We start from the raw sequence: 19770 nt of genomic DNA, 5'->3' as shown, positions 1-19770 counted from the left end.
ATTATTTAATGCTGTATTTGAAGATCCACCCCAAAATTTTTATGCCTGCAAATATACTACCTTTTACGGTTCCTGATACTTTTGAGATGCCAATTCTTCGTTTGTAACGCACTGGTACTTCGGTATATGTCATTTTTTTCTTAAGAACTTTTAGTTGCATTTCAACCGTCCATCCATAAGTTTTGTCTTCCATGTTCAATTCTTTGAGCTTTTCGTACTTAATTGCTCTGAAAGGACCTAAATCTGTAAATTTTGCGCCAAAAAGTAAACGCATTAAAAAAGTCGCCAACCAGTTGCCAAAAATCTGTTGCGGAGTCATTGAACCTTCTTCACGCAACCTTTTTGTTCTGGCACCGACCACAAAATCGATGTCATTTTCTAAAATAGGAGCAATTACCTTATCCAGCTCCTCTGGGTAATCAGAATAGTCTCCATCAATAAATACGATAATGTCGGGTTGTTTAGCTGTCGATGCTACATAATCTAACCCTTTAAGGCAGGCATAACCATAACCTTTTCTGGTCTCTGTAAGTACTGTAGCTCCAGCGGCTTTTGCATTTTTTACGGTATCGTCGGTCGAATTATTGTTCACAACGATTACCTCAGATACCGATTTTGGTAGCTCATTGATGACATGGGCAATAGAATCTGCTTCGTTAAAAGCTGGTATAATTACTTTAATATTTGTCATTATTTTAAATCTGATAAACTATTTTCATTGGTAAATGCACGAAAAGAAGTCCATTCTTTTACTTTTTCACCCTTGCTATATTTCTCTGCAGATATTAATTTTGTATCCTTGTATTTTAGGCAATATCCGTCTTTAATTCCTTTAGTTAACTGGCATTTGTGGTTTACACGTCCTTTATTGTCGTAAAACAACCACCAACCGATTTCTTTATTGTCAACGAATTTTCCCTCTTTGGTTCTAATTCGATCTTCGCTAAAGAAGAACCAATATTTCTCTCTTTTGCCATAAGCGTAAAACCCTTGTTCAGATTTATGCCCGTTTGGGTGATAGAAGGTCCAATAATCGGTTTTTGTGCTATAGCGAATCCAACCCTCACTTTCTAAGGTTCCGTCATCGTAATAGGTACGTTCATAACGTTTGTCTTCAGGGTTGATAAAAGCTAACAATCCTAAGCAAATAAGAGCGACGTAAAAGAGTTTAAATAGCTTCATTTTTTTATAATATCAGGTTAACATCTAAATTTTATCTATACCAAAGATTGCACGCTTATTTAGAGCTCTTAATGGTATAGGTATTCTTTCCTTTTTTAAGCGGAATTTCGGTTCCTTGCCAATTTAAGTTGCCTTTCATGGTTTCAGGAATTGTTATTTCTGCGGATAATTTATTCTTTGTTCTCTTTAATTCAAATTCAATATTACCTTTTGATGTAGGAAGCAAACCTACTATTTCATTTAGTTTGCCGAATGCCGGAGCAATTTCTACCTCTTCAAAATCATTTTGTACAGACCGGATGCCTGCCAAATAATTAAAATAAAAATATGCGGGCGACGCACTCCATGGGTGTACTTCTGATCTTGTTGGTTTCTCTACACTTTCAAAACGCTCTAAAGTAGTGGTCATATGGTCATTGATCATTTGTTCCCAAGGTTTTTGGGCGACGTCGAATAATTCTGGAGCGCCTACTTTTTTAATCGCTTCAAAAAGATAAAAACGATAGTAGTACGTTGCTTGTAATAAATCTTCTTCGTTTAGAATTTTATCTAAAAGTGCCCGCTGCTCATTTGCCGGTATAGCATCGGTTAATATCGCCATAATATTGGTATGCTGATCGTAAATGGTTTTATCTGGTCTTTCAGCAAAAAGACTTCTATCGGCATCATAACACAATTCGTATACCGATGTAATAATTTCGTCAGCACGATTTTTATAATTGTTAGCGGTCTGCTCATCACCAATTTCATTGAATAGGCGAGAAGCGTTTTTTAACGCATGCACATAATGTAAGCTAACTACCGCAGAGTTGAGTCCGTCATTTTTAGTAGCGGTACCACTACCATTATTTGGTCCGGTATACCAATCTACAAAATAGCGGTATGTTGTTTTGTTGACCAAATTAAGGTCGTTCATATTCTTTTCAAATCCCGCAAGGGTATTAATAATGCCATCTTTATAGGTATGAATAAATTTTTTGTTGCCAGAAGTATTGTACTGATCGGCAATCATATCTACCCAGACCAAAGAATATGTAGGGTAAATAAATGTAGAACGAAGCGGATAAGCACCTAAGATGTTTCCGTCAGAATCTCTAGAATGATCAAACTGGCGAATTGCATTTTTGGTATGTTCGGCATTACCGCTTAAAGTTTCCCAAACTAAGCCTTGTATTTTTGTATCGCCCACATACTGCATGGTTTCATAATAGGCATCACTTAAAAAGTAGTCTTGTGTACAGATATCAATGGTGCGCTTACAGATGTCAAAAATGTCATTATACATGGCATCGTCTGAAGTGAATTTTGCAATAGAAGGTATGGTAGTTCTTGATCTATGATTTACGAAATGTTCAAGAACAAGTTCTTGGTCTTTAGTTTCAATTTCAAACTCAATAAACCGAAACGTACGCATCCAATTCGGAAGGAATTTCTGTACGTCTTTTCCGTTAGAAATTATCTCATCGTAGTAGCCTAACAGCTTTTTATTCTCCAAGTCGTTTCGATCCCCTTTTACATTGTTGTCACCGAAAAGGTTCTCAGCATACTTAATAGTAATTATTGATGATTTTCCTTTGCTGAACACCAATTCTGGGAATCCGTTAGTAACGTATTGTTGATCTAATAAAAAAGTGGTGGTTGTATTCGGTGCTAGTGTTAAACTGCCCAACACCGGGAATTCAGTTTCAAGGGGTTTCGAAGAACGAACAATACTTGCTATTCTTTCCTCATCCCATGAAAGCAATGGTAGATTACGAGGTTCTAATAAATAGGCAATAGATCCGCCCATGCTACTGGCATTCTCGAAAAATTCTACTTTTTTCCAACCAGTGTCATCAAAATCTAATGTTTCCCAATCAGTGGGGTGGTAATTCATGTCAACGATATCGGTAGGGTTATTAGCGTAAAATCCGCCAACGATTGCCTTTTCTTTATCGCCTCGCCAAACTACTTCATTTGCTGTATACGACTTATCAATGGTGCTTACCCAAGTATCTTTAAAACCGGTTGTATTAATGATTTTAGCATTGTCTGTAACGCCGTTCACCATTACGCTGGTGAATATAGATTGCATGCCTAAAAATCTTCTTTTTCCGAAATTGATCACCTTAATGGCGATAATATTCTTCCCCTGCTTCAGGTAATCTTTGAGGTTTAGGGTTTCATATTTGTAATGTTGAATATCGCTCAATTGAGGTCCGTGAGTAATAAACTGACCGTTTACATAAAGGTAATAATGGTTGTCTGCAGAAATATTGATAATAAAATCAACTTTGGGATCTGCTATTTCAAAGTTGTTACGAAACAACACGGCTGTGTCTTCGCCACCTTTAACATCTGGGTGACTTACCCAGCTGGCACTAATATTCTCCTTACCATAAATAACTTCAGGGTAATTGACTTCCGTTTGCGATTGAACAGAGAGCGACACTAATAGTAAGAAGTAAAACAAGCGATTCATGTACTATATATCTTGATGTAATTTGGTTGTAAAGATCATGAAAGAATAGTAAAAACCAGTCTTTCATGAACTTTTTCCTGTTATCTAATTTAAGTGCACTTGAGTTTATAAGTCACAATGCAAAAAAAAATAGCATATCCCATTTTAGAAATGACATCTATTTCTTGTTCACTAGATCCATTAAATCAACATCGTTACCCAATAAAACATCTTGAGAATTGATACGCCCTTTTTCAGGTCCGTTTTCTAATTTTAAAACTCCCCTTGGGCAAACCGCAGAACAAATACCACAGCCTACACAACTAGAACGTACAATGTTTTCACCTTTTTGAGCATAGGCACGAACATCGATACCCATTTCACAATAGGTAGAACAGTTACCACAAGAAATACATTGCCCACCATTGGTTGTAATTCTAAATTTAGAGAACATACGTTGTTGAAAACCTAACATGGCTGCCATTGGGCACCCAAATCTGCACCAAACACGGTTACCTAAAATAGGGTAGAATCCTGTTCCTATAACTCCAGAGAAAATACTACCGATTAAAAAGCTATAAGTGGTTCTTAATGTTTCTGCTTTGAAAATGAATATGTTTGCTGAGTCACTAAAAAAGTGCATTCCTATTAATACAGCGATAATGGTGAAATATCCGATAGCGCCATACTTGGCATCTTTTGCCAATTCTTCTCTTTTGTAGATCATTACCCATGCAAAAACTGCAGTCAAGATAACTGCTACACCAGAGATAAATACTGTTTTGGTAAGCCAGTATTTACTAGTATCATTACCTAAATACGAGTAAATAACTGCTGTAGTCATTAGGGTAACGAATACAACAACACTGTGTACAACCCATCGCTCAACCTTCCAAGCGAATTTAGATTTATCACTTAGCTGACGAAAAGAATCTCCAGCAGTTTCAGCCAATCCGCCGCAACCACAAACCCAAGAGCAATACCAGCGTTTGCCATATTTATAGGTCAAAAAAGGAGAGATTACAAAGATTGATATAATACCGAAGAACAACATCGTCATACCAACACTACCAGAATCTATGAAACCATTAATACGGTAACGTTCAAAATTGTAATAGTTTAAGGGCCACATATTCTTAAGATCGTAATATGGTAAATCACCATTTAAACGAGCCATGATCTCTGGAATGAAAAAGGCAAATGCAGTCTGAAAAAACATAACACTAACCGTTCTCAACTGCTCGTATTTATTATGACGGTATTTCCAAATGAATTTAGCGCCAAATGCCAAAATAGCAACGGTATACATAGTACCGTAAACAAACCATTGGCTAGCAGGGTTACCGCTAAGGCCTTTACTTAACGGATCAAATAATGCAATTAAACCCGTGTTGTCGCCATCTTTTACCAGACCTAAATACTGCGGATAAAAATAGAGCACAATATAAAACCCTGTTAAGGCAATACCTCCCATCCAGGCAAGTACACCACGACTAGAAATAGATTTGAACCAAACGCCGTCATTTTTTATTCCCTTATGTTTATGAGCATAGGCAGCTTGTGAAAACCAAATAATACCAGTAAAAATGGCCACGATAGAAATCGTTAGCCACAAGGCACTATTTCCCAAGTTTAAGTTGAACAATTGTAATATAAGTATGCCCATACCGGTCATACCTACTAATACTGCCAATTTTTGGCCTGTGTTTAATGCTTTAGGCGGTTCGCCCGCAAGTGACATACTTCTGTCAAAATTACCCATAGTAGGTGTTTTTTGTATTTGTTATTGAGTTAGGCGATACTGAAAATACGTTTCCAGCTTTTTTTCTTTGCACTGATATTCTTATTGAAATCGGTATTGTATTTGGCAACAATTTCATCCTCATAAAGTTTGTAGAACTCAGGGTCGAAATTGGCATCTTTTAAATAGGTCATTACATGGTCGATATCTTTGTTCTCTGTCAACCATTGGTCAAAAATTTCGTGTCGCATTCTAATTCCAAAAGTGTTTATGCCTAAGAATTGATGGCTGTCTTTATCAAACGCAACGGTAATGCATATTTTTTCATAAGCATGGCGCCAATGAAAGTGGTGTTCATTATCTTTTTTACTACGTTCACTAAATACCCAACCGTAGGTTTGGTACTCTACATCTAAAAATTTAGCCGAATTGAACCAGTGACCAGGGTTGTATTCTCTTGGGTTGCCACAAATGGTTTGCGCAAGTGCTTCGCCCATCATTCGACCTGTATACCAAACTGCTTCAATAGGTCTTCTGCTACCAATACCCTCATGCTGTTCTGCACAATCGCCAATGGCGAATACATCTTTTACGTTGGTCTCCAAGAATCGATTAACCTTAACACCTCTGCCCAATTCGATACCAGAATCTTTTAGAAAATCTATATTTGGTGTTACGCCAGCAGTTAAACCCACCACATTACATTCAATGGTTTCGCCTTTATCTGTGACTACTGCTTTTGCGCGTCCATTTTCATCAGAAATTATCTTTTCAAGATTGGTATCTAATTGTAAATCAATATGGTGTTCTAGAATATGTTCGTTAATCATTGCAGATTCCCCGGCAGGTAATACTCCGTTCCAAAAGCTCTTTTCACGAACCAGAAAAGTAACCGGTATTTCGCGAGAGCGCAGCATTTCTGCCATTTCAATACCTATGAGTCCGCCACCTACAATAACAGCTCTGTTACAAACTTTTTTATTAGGGGCATTTTTCTCAAGCATCTCTAAATCTTGTTTAGAGTACAGCCCTTGTACACCTTTTAAATCTTGACCAGGCCAGCCAAACTTGTTCGGTTTAGAACCTGTAGCGATAACTAGTTTATCATATGATATAGACGAGCCGTCTTTTAAGAGCAGCTTTTTTGAATCGGTTTCCACTTTTTCTACAAATCCGTTCACGAGGTCAATTCTGTTTTTCTTCCAAAACCAATTTTCGTAAGGTTGTGTATGTTCAAATTTCATGTGCCCCATGTAGACATACATTAATGCCGTACGAGAGAAGAAGTAGTCACTTTCTGCAGAAATAATGGTGATTCGTTTGTCTGATAGCTTTCTTATATGCCTAGCTAAAGTGACTCCGGATATGCCATTACCAATAATTACTATATGATCCATAAATGCTTTTATTGATGGGTGTGTCGGTATTAAAGGTAAGAACTTAACAGCCTTCTTTTTATTTAGAAAGATTATAAACTTGTTATACTTCTGTGATACTTTTAAACGTAGTTTGCGTTTTAATAGAATTAAAACGGATTTGTAACATGCAGTAAATCAGTGTTTAATTGGCTTGAAAATTTTAAATAAAATAAATTATTTTTTTAGGAAGTGTATGTTTTTGAAAAAAGCTACGACCTAAACAAACTCAAATGCGAATTTAAATTTCGAATATTATGAAAAGAACTTTATTACAGACATTGTTTTTCCTTTTAATAGTAACCAATATATCTGCACAAGATGTAGCTACCTTTTTTAGTAAGAGCGATAGCTATTTTAAAACTAATGTAGTTGATGGTAAAGTGAAATATGCGGCGATAAAAAACAATCCTGAAGCTTTGAATGATTTATTGGAAACTGCGAAAGGTATTTCAGTATCAAAATCTGACGCTGCCATTTATCAATCTTTTTGGATAAATGCTTATAATCTACTTGTTATAGACGGTATTGTTAAGAATTATCCATTAAAATCACCTTTAGATGTTGCTGGTTTTTTCGATAAAACAAAACATGAGGTTGGAGGTAAGTCAACAACCTTAAACGGAATAGAGAATGATTTGCTAAGAGCACAATTTCCAACAGAAGCAAGATTTCATTTTGTATTGGTATGTGCAGGTTTAGGGTGTCCTCCAATTATAAACACAGCGTATAAGCCAGCTGCATTAGAAAGTCAGTTACAGAAACAAACCGTTATGGCGTTGAACAATCCTAATTTTATTAAAGTAAATAAGAATAAAGCTCAGATATCACAACTGTTCGAGTGGTACAAAGGAGACTTTGAGCAAAATGGAAGTACAGTTGATTTTATCAATACCTATAGAAAAGAGCAATTACCAGAAAATACAAAGGTTTCTTATTACCCTTATGACTGGTCTTTGAACGAAGCCAAATAATTAACAAAACCTAAAAACTTTATTATGAGTATTATAACTAGAAATTTATTTCTTGCAGTGGCTTTTTGTGCCTTTTTTAAAGGGTATAGTCAAGATAGTTTGCAACAGAAAAGTAATATACAGCAGTACACACCGTCGAAATTAGTGGGCAAAGGGCAGTACGATGTCAAATGGTTCAATAATTTATATACCGAAACCAAGAGTACATTTGCGTCCGGGAAAATACCTAGGCAAACATTTTTTACGTCTACCATTGAAGGGTATACGGGCGTAGGTACTAACAAAAGATGGAATGTAGGTGCAATTCTAGAATTCAGGTCAAACGTAATTGGTGATAGAAGTGCCTTAGATGTATTTAAATTCGATGGAGAGAACAATACCGCCAGATCAGGACTTACCTCAATTGCGCCATCGGTAAAGTTTGTGCCGATTGCTTCTGTCAGTAATTTTTCTATTCAAAGTTCATTCTTTCTGCCGTTGGTGGATAACGAAACTGAAAATGGAGTATTTCTGGATCAAAAAGGATACATCTGGCAAAATAGATTCTTTTACGATTATACCTTCCCGGGTGATAAATGGCAGCTTTTTAGTGAAATCAACTCTGAGCTAAGTTTTGGCGACAAAGAAGAGAGTTTCGCAAATAATAGTTTAAACCTTACACCAGGTTTATTTCTTAGCTATTTTCCATCCAGTAAATTCACCGTTTTGGTTTTGGCGCAACACTCTCAGCGTTTAGACTTAGGTAACAATTTTACACAAGATTTTACAGCCTTAGGTGGCGGTGCCAAATATCAATTAACAAATGCGCTGAACTTAGAAGTGCTGTATACCAATTTTGTTCGCGGTAATAATACAGGTCTAGGGCAAACCTTCAATTTAGGATTACGAGGTATATTTTAGTAATAGTTTGAGTGTTCTTAAAAGAGCCTTTTGTTGTCAGAAACAAATAGGCTCTTTTTTGATGTTAATTGGTATGCTTTTGAACTATAATTGATTACATAACTATTTTGTTCTATATTGAAAATCTTGATGAAAGATTCACATGGGTAATAGTATGAGTATTTGAAAAAATGAAAAAAAAAACCCTTCCTTTATTTATTCTAATATTTACTGGCTTCTTCATGAAAGGGCAAGATATTACGATGGTAGAATTGAAGTTTGAGGGTGCAAAACGTACTAAGATTTCTTTTATTGAAAATCTCGTAGACGTAAAAGAAGGTATGCTGTTAGATTCTGTTCTAATGGATCGAGACATATTACGTTTAAAAAGATTGCCGTCTATATCTCATGCGTATTACGAGGTTAAAAATGTAGCAAATGAAACTTGTAAGGTAGCGTATGTTATTGAAGAAAACTTTACGTTAATTCCGTTTGCTAATCTATTTAGCTCGTCTAATGATGATTTTGCTTTTAGAATAGGGCTACAAGAGTTCAATTCTTTTGGTCGCAACATTACGCTGGGTGCTTTTTATCAGTATGATAATTATAGCTCGTTTGGGTTGAGTGTACGTGCACCATACCTATTCTCGAATAAGCTGGGTTTAGCTGTAAATTATAATAATTTTACCACATTAGAGCCTGTATTTTTTCAAGATGACACAGCAGATTATAAATATAACAATACCGGCTTTGAACTCTTAGGGCTTTATGAACTCAATTTCAAAAATAGAATGGAATTGGGCTTTAGTTTTTTTACTGAAGACTATGAATATATTGATGGTGCCACAAGTGCCGGTGTACCGTTGAATTTAAATGTAGATAAGCATCTGTTCAAATTTATTTATGATTATAACGGCTTAGATTATTTCTACCATTATTTAGAAGGCTTTAGAAGTCAACTTAATTTTCAATATGTGGGCAGTACCAATACCAACTTACCTGAATTCTTAATTGGTTTTAATGATTTTACCTATTTCAAAAGAATAGGCGATAGGGGTAATTGGGCAAGTAGGCTCCGTTTGGGTTTGGCAAGTAATGTTGATAGTCCGTTCGCACCCTTTACCGTAGATAATAACTTAAATATTAGAGGGGTGGGTAATACCATTGATAGAGGTACAGGTATGGTTGTTTTAAATACAGAATACCGACAGACTTTAATTGATAAAAATAAGTTTGTACTTCAAGGAAATGTATTTATAGATGGAGGCACATGGCGGAACCCCGCAGGCGGATTTGATGATTTGCTAAAGAGTGAGAATCTTAGAATTTATCCGGGTGTCGGACTCCGATTTATGCACAAACGAATTTTCAATGCGATTTTTAGGATAGATTACGGCTACGGAATCACAAAAGACGGCGACAACGGAATTGTCTTTGGTATTGGTCAATATTTTTAGCAATCTTTGTGCTTTAATAGGTAGCCATAAATAAAGTATGGCATAGACCTTGCGTTCAATAATAGCATGAAGCACAAGAGTTTTACAATTTTATTTTTATTGTTTTTTAGCGTCTTTTGTGTTGCGCAAGATTCGTTGAAAACGGTTGTGGCAGAGCCCGGCGACGGAATTTTATCGTTGTTAAGAAAGCAAGGTGTAAATCCGTATGAGGCTTATGATGAATTTGTAGCCTTAAACTATCATGATTTACGCGATAGCGTGCATCTCGTTGCTGGTAGAGTTTATGTGCTTCCGAGGATAAAATTAGATACTGTCGCCATTGTCGATTCACTACAACTACAATCAAAAGAAATTAAAAAAATAGAAAGTGTTTCTTATGCCATTTTTGGGGAGAAACATAAAACGGTCATTGCTAAAAGTGAACGGTTAAAAGGCAATATATATTATTTAGTTTCAGGTCATGGTGGTCCCGATCCTGGTGCTATGGGTGTGTATGCAGGCAAGGCTATTGCCGAAGACGAATATGCCTATGATATTACATTACGATTGGCGAAAGAGCTATTAGCTCATGGTGCAGAAGTGTATATCATTATACAAGACGAAAATGACGGAATTAGAGATGATTTCGTTCTTGAAATTGACCATGATGAGGTGGCATATATGAATAAAACAATACCGCTAAACCAAGTTGCTAGATTAAAACAGCGGGTAGATATCGTTAATGATTTGTATAAAGAAAATAGAGGAAAATACCAGCGCTTGATTGTAACCCATGTAGATAGTAGAAGCGAAAATCAAAATATAGATGTTTTCTTTTACCACCACGAGAAAAGTAAAAATGGAGAAAAACTAGCAGAAAGTATTCATAAGACCTTTGGGGATAAGTATAAAAAATACCAACCTAATAGAACGTATTCGGGTACTTTTGAAGATAGAACATCACTGTATTTAGTAAAGAAAACACACCCTGCAATGGCATACATTGAGATTGGGAATATTAGGAATAAAAAAGATCAGGTCAGAATTCTGGATCCAGACAATCGACAGGCACTCGCCAAATGGATAAGTGAAGGAGTGCTGTTAGATTTTGAAGGGGAATAATTTTGATTTTAAATTTCGGAATAAAGAAAACCATTACCGTTATAATTAACGATAATGGTTTAAACTTTCAATTGCAATAAAAGGTGATTAATTTAAATCTGCTACTAAAACATCCCAATTTTGAAATTCTCCTTCAGCCACTTCTTCTTGTTGACCGTAAAGAATATATATTTTTCCATTGATTACGGCCATAGAATGAATAGTCTCATTTTCAGGGCTGGTTAAATTGGTAGTCAATTCAGTAAACTCATTAGTTAAAGTGTTATATACGCCTATATAGGGGTCGTTGTCATTTTGGGTTAAAAATTCATCAGGGTTACCGTCACCATCAGCATCATCTGTAAATGATTTTATTTGACCACTTACGATAATTAGGTTTTCATATTTTCCGGTATAAGTAAAGTGTAATGCTGAAGGCATGGTTTCAGTGGTAATTTCCCCTGATTCAAAATCATAGATATAAATGGAGTTTTTGGCATTTTGACCAAAGGCCTCTTCTGTACCACCAAAAACATATAGTTTGTTTTGTACGGTTTCTGCACGGGCTCCACTTCTAGCTTCTGGCATTATGGTTTCAGTTGTAAGTGATGAATTTAAATCATCCCATTTATAAATTTCATCACCAATATTTTGTGTATCGCCAAGGGATCCACCAACAATAAAAATTTCATCGTCAATTACGGCAGAACCATGTCTAGATAATATAATTTGTCCATCATATGAAGCACTGGTAGGGTCTGACTGTAAATCTAGGTCATAGGTGTTTATATATTGACCACCGACTACCTTTAGTTTATTGTCTATGATATGAAGTTGTTTTGATACGAAATCAAACTGAAAAAATAATTTATCCGTTAGTTCGCCAGTTTCGTTATCAAATCTGGTAATTCGCTCTGGATTAACAAATTCCGTACCTATCATTTGACCATCTCTAGTCACGATAAAAATACTCTTACTACTGTTAGAGCCTATCATCCCCGGGGAGAAGCCACTAACGGCATTAGAAGGGTATGAAAAAGCAGGGGAAAATGAAAGTGCCTCTGTCGGTACTTGCGCATAATCATTAGCTGTTTTAGGGGTAAGTGTAATTGCGATGGTTGATGTTCCTTCGCCTAAAACAGTTCCCGTTATATTACTTTCATCTATGTAGGTAAATGTAAAACCTGGGCTTTCTAAATCTGAACTGCTTTCTTCAACAAAATCAAAAGCAGATTTAAAAGGAGATTCATAATAATCGACCATGGTTTCTTCTAGTGTTGTGGCTTCTGTTTCTATAAAGTTTCCCGGTCTCCATTCTAATGTACCGTTAAAGTCTGTTTTTGAACTGACAAAAACTTCGTTGGTGAACACAAGTTCATCATCGGTAACGTTAAAATTATTCGAAATATCAAAAGTGCCGGAATTATTGGTTAAAACTGCTTCACTGATTTTCCATACTTTTTGGTCATTATTTGTTAATGAATTTAAAACAGACTCGCGTTCTTGCGCAAGTACAACAGAAGGGTCTTCCGTTACCTCCTCTTCGGGCTCTTCTATTTCTTCTTGTTCTTGTTGTTCAGTTTCGGTTTCTTTAGTTTCGTCCTTGTCGCAACTGATAATAAAAAATGTAAATGATAGTAATAAAAAGAGGTGTAATACTTTAGTTTTCATTTTGGTATGGTTTTAAAATTAACAGTGCTAAATGTAAATTGGCGAATGCCGTACCACAATACCCGTTAATGGGTAATTTTAAAACTCCATTCGTCTAATCAGTGAAAATTAAAGTTTACGTAAAAAGATATCTGCCAAGGTATTGGCAGAATAAATCAATGAAGGCGTGTTATTAGATTTTGAAGGGGAATAAAGATTAAGCCGCTATATACTTTAAATAATACTGGTGTAATTCAGTTGGTTTTGCACCTAAATGGTATTTTAAATGAATCATTCCGAAATGATACTGTAATTTAACCATACCTCGTTCTTCATATCGCCTGGCAGATGTAGTCACGGTAGAAGAAATAATCTTAAAAGTTTTTATTTTGTAAACCCGTCGAATGAATTCATTGTCTTCGTAGATCACAAATTTTTCATTGAAGCCATTAAGTTGGTGAAAAAGTTTGTTGGTGATAAACAATGACTGATCTCCGCCACGACAAATTTGATGATTTATGCGTGTACACCATGCGAAAAATTTCAAAAAGCGGCTGTTGCTATTAAATCGCATTTGAAAACAACCCACCTCAAAACCTTGGTCAATTTCATTTAAAATAGCACTGTCAAAATCTTTCGGAGGTAAAGAATCTACATGTAAGAAATAAAGGATATCTCCAGTAGCTTTTGTCGCCCCGAGGTTCATTTGTGCGGCACGTCCTTTTTTACTTTTAACAACAGAAGCGCCATGTTTTATAGTATTTGCAACAGTGTGATCTGTGCTACCGCCATCAACCACTAGTATTTCTTTAATGCGGTCAGAGCCTGCATTGGTTGAAATAGCGAAAAGTACATCTTCAATGTTCTGTTCTTCATTCAATACCGGTATAATAATACTAATGGTTGGCTGTTGGGCACTCATACAATACTGTTTGCTTACTTATGGTAGCCGAATACTGCTAAACCTTACAATTGCTTGATTAATTCTTGAAATAACTTCACCATTTTTGGCTCTGTTTTTTCAGCAATAGCGATGATTTCGCTGATATCTACAGGCTTTAAATTGTCTGGGTCACATTCATCTGTCAAAACAGAAACGGCAACGATAGGTAATGACAAATGATTGGCAACGATAACCTCTGGTACGGTACTCATACCAACAGCATCTGCACCAATTAATTTGATCATTCTATATTCTGCCTTCGTTTCTAGTTGAGGTCCGACTACAGAAGCATACACTCCGCTTTTTAATGTAATATTATGCTCTTTAGCAATAGCCATTAGTTTGGTGCGCATATCTAAATCATAAGGCTCAGACATATCGGCAAAACGCTCGCCAAAATCACTAACACCTTTAAATGCTAATGGAGAACCACCCTGTAGGTTAATGTGATCTTCAATCAGCATCATATCACCCTTTTTATAATCAAGGTTTACTGCACCGGCTGCATTAGAAATAAATAATTTAGAAATACCCAACATGTGCATTACGCGAATAGGGTAGGTGATATCTAAAAAGTCGTAGCCTTCGTATAAGTGAAAACGACCTTGCATTACCACTACTTTCTTGCCGGAAATAGTGCCATATACCAATTTACCAGTATGAAATTCTACAGTTGCCAATGGAAAAAATGGAATGTGATTGTAGTGGGCTTCAATAGGGTCTTCAACGCTATTGACCAATTTACCTAATCCCGTACCTAAAACAATACCTATTTCAGGTTTATCAAAACCTTTATTTTTAAGGTATGCTACAGATTCTAAAAGTTCATCTTTCATCATAATTTTATATGTTTTAAAAAGGGTGCAAAGGCATCGATATTTTTTATATCCTCGTAATAATCTACGTCGTTTCTTGTTTCTAAAAGGGCAGTAGTTTCATTTTTAAGGTCAGCTAAAGTGTCCTTTAAAACGGTTTCTGTTCCCCATGTTTTATTTTTAAAAAGTGCAGGTAAAAATTTCTTCATACCCAGTAAATAGTATCCGCCATCTTCAGCCGGGCCCACCACAAAATCGTTTTTTTCTAATGATTTAAATGCATTTTCTAAATCTTCTTGAGAAAGATCAAGCATGTCACTACCAATGATAATGATTTTTTGATATTCGTTCTGAAACCCTTCTTGAAAGGCATTTGCCATACGAACACCTAATTCTTCGCCGACTTGTAGTTTCTTTCCGAATTTTTGATTGTCCCAAATATCGTTTTCCCAAATTTCTTCAGAATAATACACCTCTTTTTCGGCATATAAATTTTTGGTGATCGCTACGGTATGGTCTAATAAAAATTTATAAATATCATATGCAGCTTGGTCGCCAACAGTAGCTGCTAAGCGTCTTTTTCCTTTACCTATTTCAGGGTTTCTGGTGAAAATAAGTAAAAGATTGTTTGAGTTTGCGAGGGTAAAATCTATGACCTTTTCGTCTTTCTCTGCTTTGTTGTTCTGTAGTATTGCCAATGTAATTTTTTAATTTTTCCTAACTCCTAACTCCTAACTCCTAACTCCTAACTCCTAACTCCTAACTAATACACCTTAATTCCTTTTTGTAATAGTTTGCCCCAGTGTTTGCTAAAAGCATGAACGCTATCGGTTGCAATTTCTTTGTCGTTAAATACGGTTCCACCTTTATTTTTCCATTCAAAAATACCACCATGCAAATTGAGAATTTTGGTATACCCCAATTCTTTTAGCTTCTCGCCAATATCTTCTGATCTTACACCTATAGAGCAGTATACGATTATGGGTTGCGATTTGTCAGTAATCGTTTCCAGCACCTTTTGCTTGTCAAACTTTTTATATCCGACCCAAATAGCATTTTTAAGGTGGCTTACTTTAAATTCTTCTTTTTCTCTTGCGTCTAAATATACGATAGAATCTGTCTCTGGTAAATGATCGAAATAAGCATAAGGTATTGTTCCCTGGTTCCAAGAGTCTAGCGCTTTTGAAATTTTGTCTTGTCCTAAACTATATTTTGAAAAAGAAAGGAAGGCAAGAACACAGAGTAATAACTTATAATTTAGTATTTTCATTACTACAAAGGTACTATAATTAGCATGTAAGAAGTACTGGTATAAAAGTGAATTTATGGTTAAAACTTTACAAAATAAAGGTTTGGCAGTATGTGTATTGCTGTGTGTTATTTTCAATTTCAGTTGTAAACAAGAGGTAAAACAAGAGGTAAAACAAGAGTTGGTTGAAGAAGAAGAGATTCCAACAGGGTATTATATTGAAAAATATAGACCGCAATATCATTTTACTCCAGAAGAGAAATGGATGAATGATCCTAACGGGTTGGTTTATAAAGATAGTTTGTATCATTTGTTCTATCAATATTATCCAGATAGTACGGTTTGGGGACCGATGCATTGGGGGCATGCGGTTAGTAAAGATATGATGGTTTGGAAGCATAAGCCAGTTGCGTTATTTCCTGATGAAAACGGATTAATTTTTTCTGGGAGTGCGGTTATTGATTATAATAATACTTCTGGCTTTGGAACAGAGAACAATCCGGCAATGGTAGCAATTTTCACCTATCATGATATGGAAGGCGAGCAGGCAGGGAAAAAGGATTTTCAAACTCAAGGTATTGCCTATAGTTTAGATAATGGTGATAGTTGGGTAAAGTATAGGAACAACCCTGTAATTGACAATACGGGAATTAAAGATTTTAGAGATCCGAAAGTTTTTTGGAATGATAAAGCTGAGGTTTGGACTATGCTTTTAGTCGCTGGTGATCACCTACAAATATGGAATTCACCCAATTTAAAAGAGTGGGAAAAAGTAAGTGAGTTTGGTAAAGAAACAGGTGCGCATGGAGGCGTATGGGAATGCCCTGATTTGTTTCCATTAAAAATAGAAGGTACCGATGAGGTGAAATGGGTGCTTTTGATCAGTATAAACCCTGGTGCGCCAAATGGCGGTAGTGGAACTCAATATTTTATAGGAGATTTTGATGGTACAACATTTACAACAGACCAAGTAGAGCATAAATGGATTGATTTAGGTAGGGATAATTATGCTGGTGTAACTTACAATGACGCACCAAACGATGAACGTATTTTTATAGGTTGGATGAGTAATTGGGATTATGCACGTGACACACCAACGGAAAAATGGCGTAGCGCGATGACAGTGCCAAGAGAGTTGACTTTACGTAAGGTTGGTGACCAAGTATCGTTATTTAATTATCCGGTAGTAGGTTTTGAAAAACATGTTGCTTTGGCGTACCCAGAAAGTATTATAAAAATATTACCTACTAGAAAAAGAATTGTTCCGCTTAAATACAGTAATCAAAGCAAAACAAAATTCACGTTGTCTGTTCCGAATGCTCAAATGTATTTTAGGAATAAAAACGGAGATAGTTTAAGTATCGATATTGATAGAGACAAAAAATTGGTTACCCTAGATAGAAGAAAATCTGGCAATGTTGATTTTAGCGATAAATTTTCACCGGGAGTTCAACAAATGAAAATTCCGAATTTACCAGATGGTCCAATTGAAATTGTATTGCTTTTAGATCATTCTTCAATAGAACTTTTTATAAATGGTGGTCAGTATGTAATGACCAATCAAATTTTCCCAAATGAATTTTTTAGGGCGATAAATATTGTAAATAATTCAGAAGAAGAGTTGGTTATAGAAGACTTTACAGAGCATAAAGTAGAGCGTGTTTGGGACTAATTTTTTATTGAGACATTTCACGGGCTAAAACCTCAAGGTCTATACCCATATTTTCTCTATTTACTTTTATAATTGTTTCACTAAGCTGAGGTGGTAGTGCTTTGTAGCCCAGTTTAGCTCCGAGTATCATGCCGGCTATGGCGGCAACTGTATCATTATCTCGACCGTAGTTAACAATAAATTGCATTGTTTTTTCGAAATCTCCACGACCATATTCTAGAGCGGTAACAAGTATTTGCCAAATTTCTGCAGAATGAAACGCAATACTATGCTCGTCTTTTTCTAGTAGTCGATACACCATCTCCTGGCGAATCCAGTCAGGTTTAGAACCCTTAAATCCCTTTGGTACTTTAAAGGTCAATGTATCATTGAGTAGTACAGAATCTAATCCCAATTCATTATTACGCCTTACATTTTTACGAGAACTAATTAGAATTGTAGTAGGTATACGACCAACTAATCTACTATCGGCATAGCCAATGGGGTCTACAAAATTGCCTATATTTAATATAGAATCAAGGTCTTGGGTTCTGGTAGCCATAAAGGTCATGGCAGAGACCAATGCGGTAATATCTTTGGCGTAGCCAATATCGAATAAACTCAAATCATAAGCTTTTTGATAAGCTTCAGCGGGCGATTTAGAGATAAGGCCGACCATGGGCGAGTACAATTGCCCGGCACAAGACATTTCTCCGCCATAAAAACGGTTTTGAGCTTGTAGGTAGGTGCTATTGTCTTTCTTGTAAGCCAATGCAACTCGTGCCCATTCTTTAATCCAGTCAATTTTTTCGATCTGTGTGTCTAGTGCATCTGTACTAATTTGTATGTCTTTATTGGCGAGAGCGTTGGTTAAGGTGTTATAATATTCAATAATAAAATCGGCGAAATTTTCAGGGTTTATGTCATTTTTATTGACTTTGAAGTAATGTGTCATTAAACTTTTCCAACGGGTGTCATCGGTAGTGGCACCATCAAGTAAGTTGTGGTCCCAAGTGCCTTCGGGCGATTGTTCGCGAAGTGCAGGCGTTAATCCATTTATATAACCATACGACAATTGAATATCTTTTCTGTGCCACATTTCTGTAGAAGCGCCCATAGCATCACCAATTGCCGAGCCAACTAAAGCACCCAAAACCTTGTCATAGTAAACTGAATCTGCTAATTGTATTTCATTTTCCAAATAATTACCAGAAGTAGGCGATGGAATATCAAATTTATTGGAGTCATTTTTACATCCTACCAAACAAATAAAAAGAAGGATTGCTACATATCTCATGATAAAATTAAGTTTTTGGCCATGGTTAATAATTCCCCTTTTTCTTCAAGAGTTCTACTAATGGGTAATTGTGCCAAGCCAATAAGTCTTCGCATTATTTCGATCCCAGCAACTTTTTTAAGAAGCACCTTTTCAATATATGCAGGATAAGAAATTTCAATTTTTTCAATATAAGAAATATCGTGGGTAGCAATAATGAGATGTGCAGCCATTACGCCAAGGTCAAATTCTTTAAACCCGACGAATCCGAATTCAGGATCAATTATATATAGTTCCTGGTCAGTAGACATCCAGCTACCAGGATAATAATCGCCATGTAAAAGCGTATCTCCTTTAGATAGGTATTTATCGCCAATTGAATTGATGATTTGTTTCAACTGTTCATTTTCCTTGTATTCAAGCGATAATTTTTGCAATCCAGGTTGAATATCATCCAACGAAAATCCATTATCGCTCATAAAAGGTAATATAAAAATATGCTGATGATTAAGCTCTCGCATTTTTATATTCTCAGGAAAGTTATTTGGCACTTTTGCACCATGAATCTGGTGGATTATAGTAATCAGGGTGTGAAATTGGTTGTCTGTAATACTTCGCTGATGGTATATAAAGCTCATATCGTCACAATCGCCTAAATCTTCCATTGCTAGAATATGTGTATCAGCGTCAAAGCCAATAATTCTAGGTATGTGAGAATTTATATGACTGTTTTTAACAGCTTTGTAGAACGTGTGCTCGACTTCAATACGTTCTATAGGTGCGAGTATATGTTGGTATTTCTGAACAAAAGGTCTTGATTGCTTAACAATAATAGAACGTAAATTGCTAGTTACGCGAATAACCACATTCATATTACCCTCACCAGCCTTAGAGACATGAGTAATTTTTTCGCTTTTCTTAAGCCAACCTTTAGAGGATAGATATTCTTGAAGAAATTTTAATGTACTGTCTTCGCTAATTTGTAACACAACCTATTTTTTTCGTAATTTGAAAGATA

At 35.9% G+C, this 19770-nt stretch carries 17 protein-coding genes; 5 read left to right on the top strand and 12 right to left on the bottom strand.

The features are described 5' to 3' along the window. Position 1: 1 nt before the first annotated feature. From ACPF9A_RS06755 to ACPF9A_RS06735, 5 genes are all read right to left on the bottom strand, one after another. Complete coding sequence (locus ACPF9A_RS06755; protein WP_424002848.1) at positions 2-691, bottom strand: glycosyltransferase family 2 protein; 690 nt, start codon at positions 689-691, stop codon at positions 2-4. Continuing rightward, positions 691-1182, bottom strand: a complete 492-nt coding sequence (locus tag ACPF9A_RS06750) for a toxin-antitoxin system YwqK family antitoxin (protein WP_424002846.1) — start codon at positions 1180-1182, stop codon at positions 691-693. The genes ACPF9A_RS06755 and ACPF9A_RS06750 overlap by 1 nt, the downstream gene beginning before the upstream one ends. A 55-nt stretch (positions 1183-1237) precedes the next feature. Continuing rightward, complete coding sequence (locus tag ACPF9A_RS06745; RefSeq protein WP_424002844.1) at positions 1238-3643, bottom strand: hypothetical protein; 2406 nt, start codon at positions 3641-3643, stop codon at positions 1238-1240. 157 nt (positions 3644-3800) lie between these two features. Beyond that, positions 3801-5384 carry a 4Fe-4S binding protein gene (locus ACPF9A_RS06740; RefSeq protein WP_424002842.1) on the bottom strand — a complete coding sequence of 528 codons (1584 nt, stop codon included), beginning with the start codon at positions 5382-5384 and terminating at the stop codon, positions 3801-3803. A 29-nt stretch (positions 5385-5413) separates the two neighbouring features. After that, positions 5414-6760, bottom strand: a complete 1347-nt coding sequence (locus ACPF9A_RS06735) for an NAD(P)/FAD-dependent oxidoreductase (RefSeq protein ID WP_424002840.1) — start codon at positions 6758-6760, stop codon at positions 5414-5416. Positions 6761-7035: 275 nt separating this feature from the next. Between ACPF9A_RS06735 and ACPF9A_RS06730 the strand changes: the two genes are divergently transcribed. The 4 genes from ACPF9A_RS06730 to ACPF9A_RS06715 all read left to right on the top strand — a co-directional run bounded on the left by ACPF9A_RS06730 (position 7036) and on the right by ACPF9A_RS06715 (position 11189). Continuing rightward, positions 7036-7752 (top strand): DUF547 domain-containing protein, encoded by a 717-nt coding sequence (locus ACPF9A_RS06730; protein WP_424002838.1) that lies wholly within the window; start codon positions 7036-7038, stop codon positions 7750-7752. Positions 7753-7776: 24 nt separating this feature from the next. Beyond that, positions 7777-8652 carry a hypothetical protein gene (locus tag ACPF9A_RS06725; RefSeq protein WP_424002836.1) on the top strand — a complete coding sequence of 292 codons (876 nt, stop codon included), beginning with the start codon at positions 7777-7779 and terminating at the stop codon, positions 8650-8652. Between the two features lie 170 nt (positions 8653-8822). Next, positions 8823-10088, top strand: a complete 1266-nt coding sequence (locus tag ACPF9A_RS06720; RefSeq protein ID WP_424002834.1) for an outer membrane protein assembly factor — start codon at positions 8823-8825, stop codon at positions 10086-10088. Positions 10089-10154: 66 nt separating this feature from the next. Then, on the top strand, positions 10155-11189 hold the full coding sequence (locus ACPF9A_RS06715; protein WP_424002832.1) for an N-acetylmuramoyl-L-alanine amidase family protein: 1035 nt from the start codon (positions 10155-10157) through the stop codon (positions 11187-11189). A gap of 87 nt (positions 11190-11276) precedes the next feature. Here the strand turns inward: ACPF9A_RS06715 and ACPF9A_RS06710 are convergent, their stop codons facing one another. The 5 genes from ACPF9A_RS06710 to ACPF9A_RS06690 all read right to left on the bottom strand — a co-directional run bounded on the left by ACPF9A_RS06710 (position 11277) and on the right by ACPF9A_RS06690 (position 15846). Beyond that, on the bottom strand, positions 11277-12839 hold the full coding sequence (locus ACPF9A_RS06710) for a Kelch repeat-containing protein (protein WP_424002830.1): 1563 nt from the start codon (positions 12837-12839) through the stop codon (positions 11277-11279). 196 nt (positions 12840-13035) lie between these two features. Further along, positions 13036-13740, bottom strand: coding sequence for a TIGR04283 family arsenosugar biosynthesis glycosyltransferase (locus ACPF9A_RS06705; RefSeq protein ID WP_424002828.1), 705 nt, complete (start codon positions 13738-13740; stop codon positions 13036-13038). 44 nt (positions 13741-13784) lie between these two features. Further along, the gene (locus ACPF9A_RS06700) at positions 13785-14600 is read right to left on the bottom strand and encodes a purine-nucleoside phosphorylase (protein ID WP_324025224.1); all 816 of its coding nucleotides are present in this window, start codon (positions 14598-14600) and stop codon (positions 13785-13787) included. Next, positions 14597-15268 carry a TIGR04282 family arsenosugar biosynthesis glycosyltransferase gene (locus ACPF9A_RS06695; RefSeq protein ID WP_424004437.1) on the bottom strand — a complete coding sequence of 224 codons (672 nt, stop codon included), beginning with the start codon at positions 15266-15268 and terminating at the stop codon, positions 14597-14599. Before ACPF9A_RS06695 ends, ACPF9A_RS06700 begins: the two co-directional genes overlap by 4 nt. A 71-nt stretch (positions 15269-15339) precedes the next feature. Beyond that, positions 15340-15846 (bottom strand): rhodanese-like domain-containing protein, encoded by a 507-nt coding sequence (locus ACPF9A_RS06690; RefSeq protein ID WP_424002826.1) that lies wholly within the window; start codon positions 15844-15846, stop codon positions 15340-15342. 55 nt (positions 15847-15901) lie between these two features. Here ACPF9A_RS06690 and ACPF9A_RS06685 point away from each other — a divergent pair, with 55 nt between their 5' ends. Beyond that, positions 15902-17497 (top strand): glycoside hydrolase family 32 protein, encoded by a 1596-nt coding sequence (locus tag ACPF9A_RS06685; RefSeq protein WP_424002824.1) that lies wholly within the window; start codon positions 15902-15904, stop codon positions 17495-17497. Between the two features lie 4 nt (positions 17498-17501). Here ACPF9A_RS06685 and ACPF9A_RS06680 read toward each other — a convergent pair whose 3' ends face one another. Further along, complete coding sequence (locus ACPF9A_RS06680) at positions 17502-18773, bottom strand: ADP-ribosylglycohydrolase family protein (RefSeq protein ID WP_424002822.1); 1272 nt, start codon at positions 18771-18773, stop codon at positions 17502-17504. Further along, complete coding sequence (locus ACPF9A_RS06675) at positions 18770-19741, bottom strand: phosphotransferase (protein WP_424002820.1); 972 nt, start codon at positions 19739-19741, stop codon at positions 18770-18772. Before ACPF9A_RS06675 ends, ACPF9A_RS06680 begins: the two co-directional genes overlap by 4 nt. Positions 19742-19770 lie beyond the last annotated feature (29 nt).

Source organism: Maribacter sp. IgM3_T14_3 (genome assembly GCF_049603095.1).
In the GTDB taxonomy this organism is placed as follows: domain Bacteria; phylum Bacteroidota; class Bacteroidia; order Flavobacteriales; family Flavobacteriaceae; genus Maribacter.
This window is presented reverse-complemented; position numbering and strand designations above follow the sequence as displayed.

Excerpts from the sequence above, each read along its gene's own strand:
- ACPF9A_RS06750 (WP_424002846.1), bottom strand. The coding sequence starts at position 1,182 with ATGAAGCTATTTAAACTCTTTTACGTCGCTCTTATTTGCTTAGGATTG.
- ACPF9A_RS06715 (WP_424002832.1), top strand. The coding sequence starts at position 10,155 with ATGAAGCACAAGAGTTTTACAATTTTATTTTTATTGTTTTTTAGCGTC.
- ACPF9A_RS06680 (WP_424002822.1), bottom strand. The coding sequence starts at position 18,773 with ATGAGATATGTAGCAATCCTTCTTTTTATTTGTTTGGTAGGATGTAAA.
- ACPF9A_RS06700 (WP_324025224.1), bottom strand. The coding sequence starts at position 14,600 with ATGATGAAAGATGAACTTTTAGAATCTGTAGCATACCTTAAAAATAAA.
- ACPF9A_RS06705 (WP_424002828.1), bottom strand. The coding sequence starts at position 13,740 with ATGAGTGCCCAACAGCCAACCATTAGTATTATTATACCGGTATTGAAT.
- ACPF9A_RS06745 (WP_424002844.1), bottom strand. The coding sequence starts at position 3,643 with ATGAATCGCTTGTTTTACTTCTTACTATTAGTGTCGCTCTCTGTTCAA.
- ACPF9A_RS06755 (WP_424002848.1), bottom strand. The coding sequence starts at position 691 with ATGACAAATATTAAAGTAATTATACCAGCTTTTAACGAAGCAGATTCT.
- ACPF9A_RS06685 (WP_424002824.1), top strand. The coding sequence starts at position 15,902 with ATGGTTAAAACTTTACAAAATAAAGGTTTGGCAGTATGTGTATTGCTG.
- ACPF9A_RS06730 (WP_424002838.1), top strand. The coding sequence starts at position 7,036 with ATGAAAAGAACTTTATTACAGACATTGTTTTTCCTTTTAATAGTAACC.
- ACPF9A_RS06740 (WP_424002842.1), bottom strand. The coding sequence starts at position 5,384 with ATGGGTAATTTTGACAGAAGTATGTCACTTGCGGGCGAACCGCCTAAA.
- ACPF9A_RS06690 (WP_424002826.1), bottom strand. The coding sequence starts at position 15,846 with ATGAAAATACTAAATTATAAGTTATTACTCTGTGTTCTTGCCTTCCTT.
- ACPF9A_RS06720 (WP_424002834.1), top strand. The coding sequence starts at position 8,823 with ATGAAAAAAAAAACCCTTCCTTTATTTATTCTAATATTTACTGGCTTC.
- ACPF9A_RS06735 (WP_424002840.1), bottom strand. The coding sequence starts at position 6,760 with ATGGATCATATAGTAATTATTGGTAATGGCATATCCGGAGTCACTTTA.
- ACPF9A_RS06725 (WP_424002836.1), top strand. The coding sequence starts at position 7,777 with ATGAGTATTATAACTAGAAATTTATTTCTTGCAGTGGCTTTTTGTGCC.
- ACPF9A_RS06710 (WP_424002830.1), bottom strand. The coding sequence starts at position 12,839 with ATGAAAACTAAAGTATTACACCTCTTTTTATTACTATCATTTACATTT.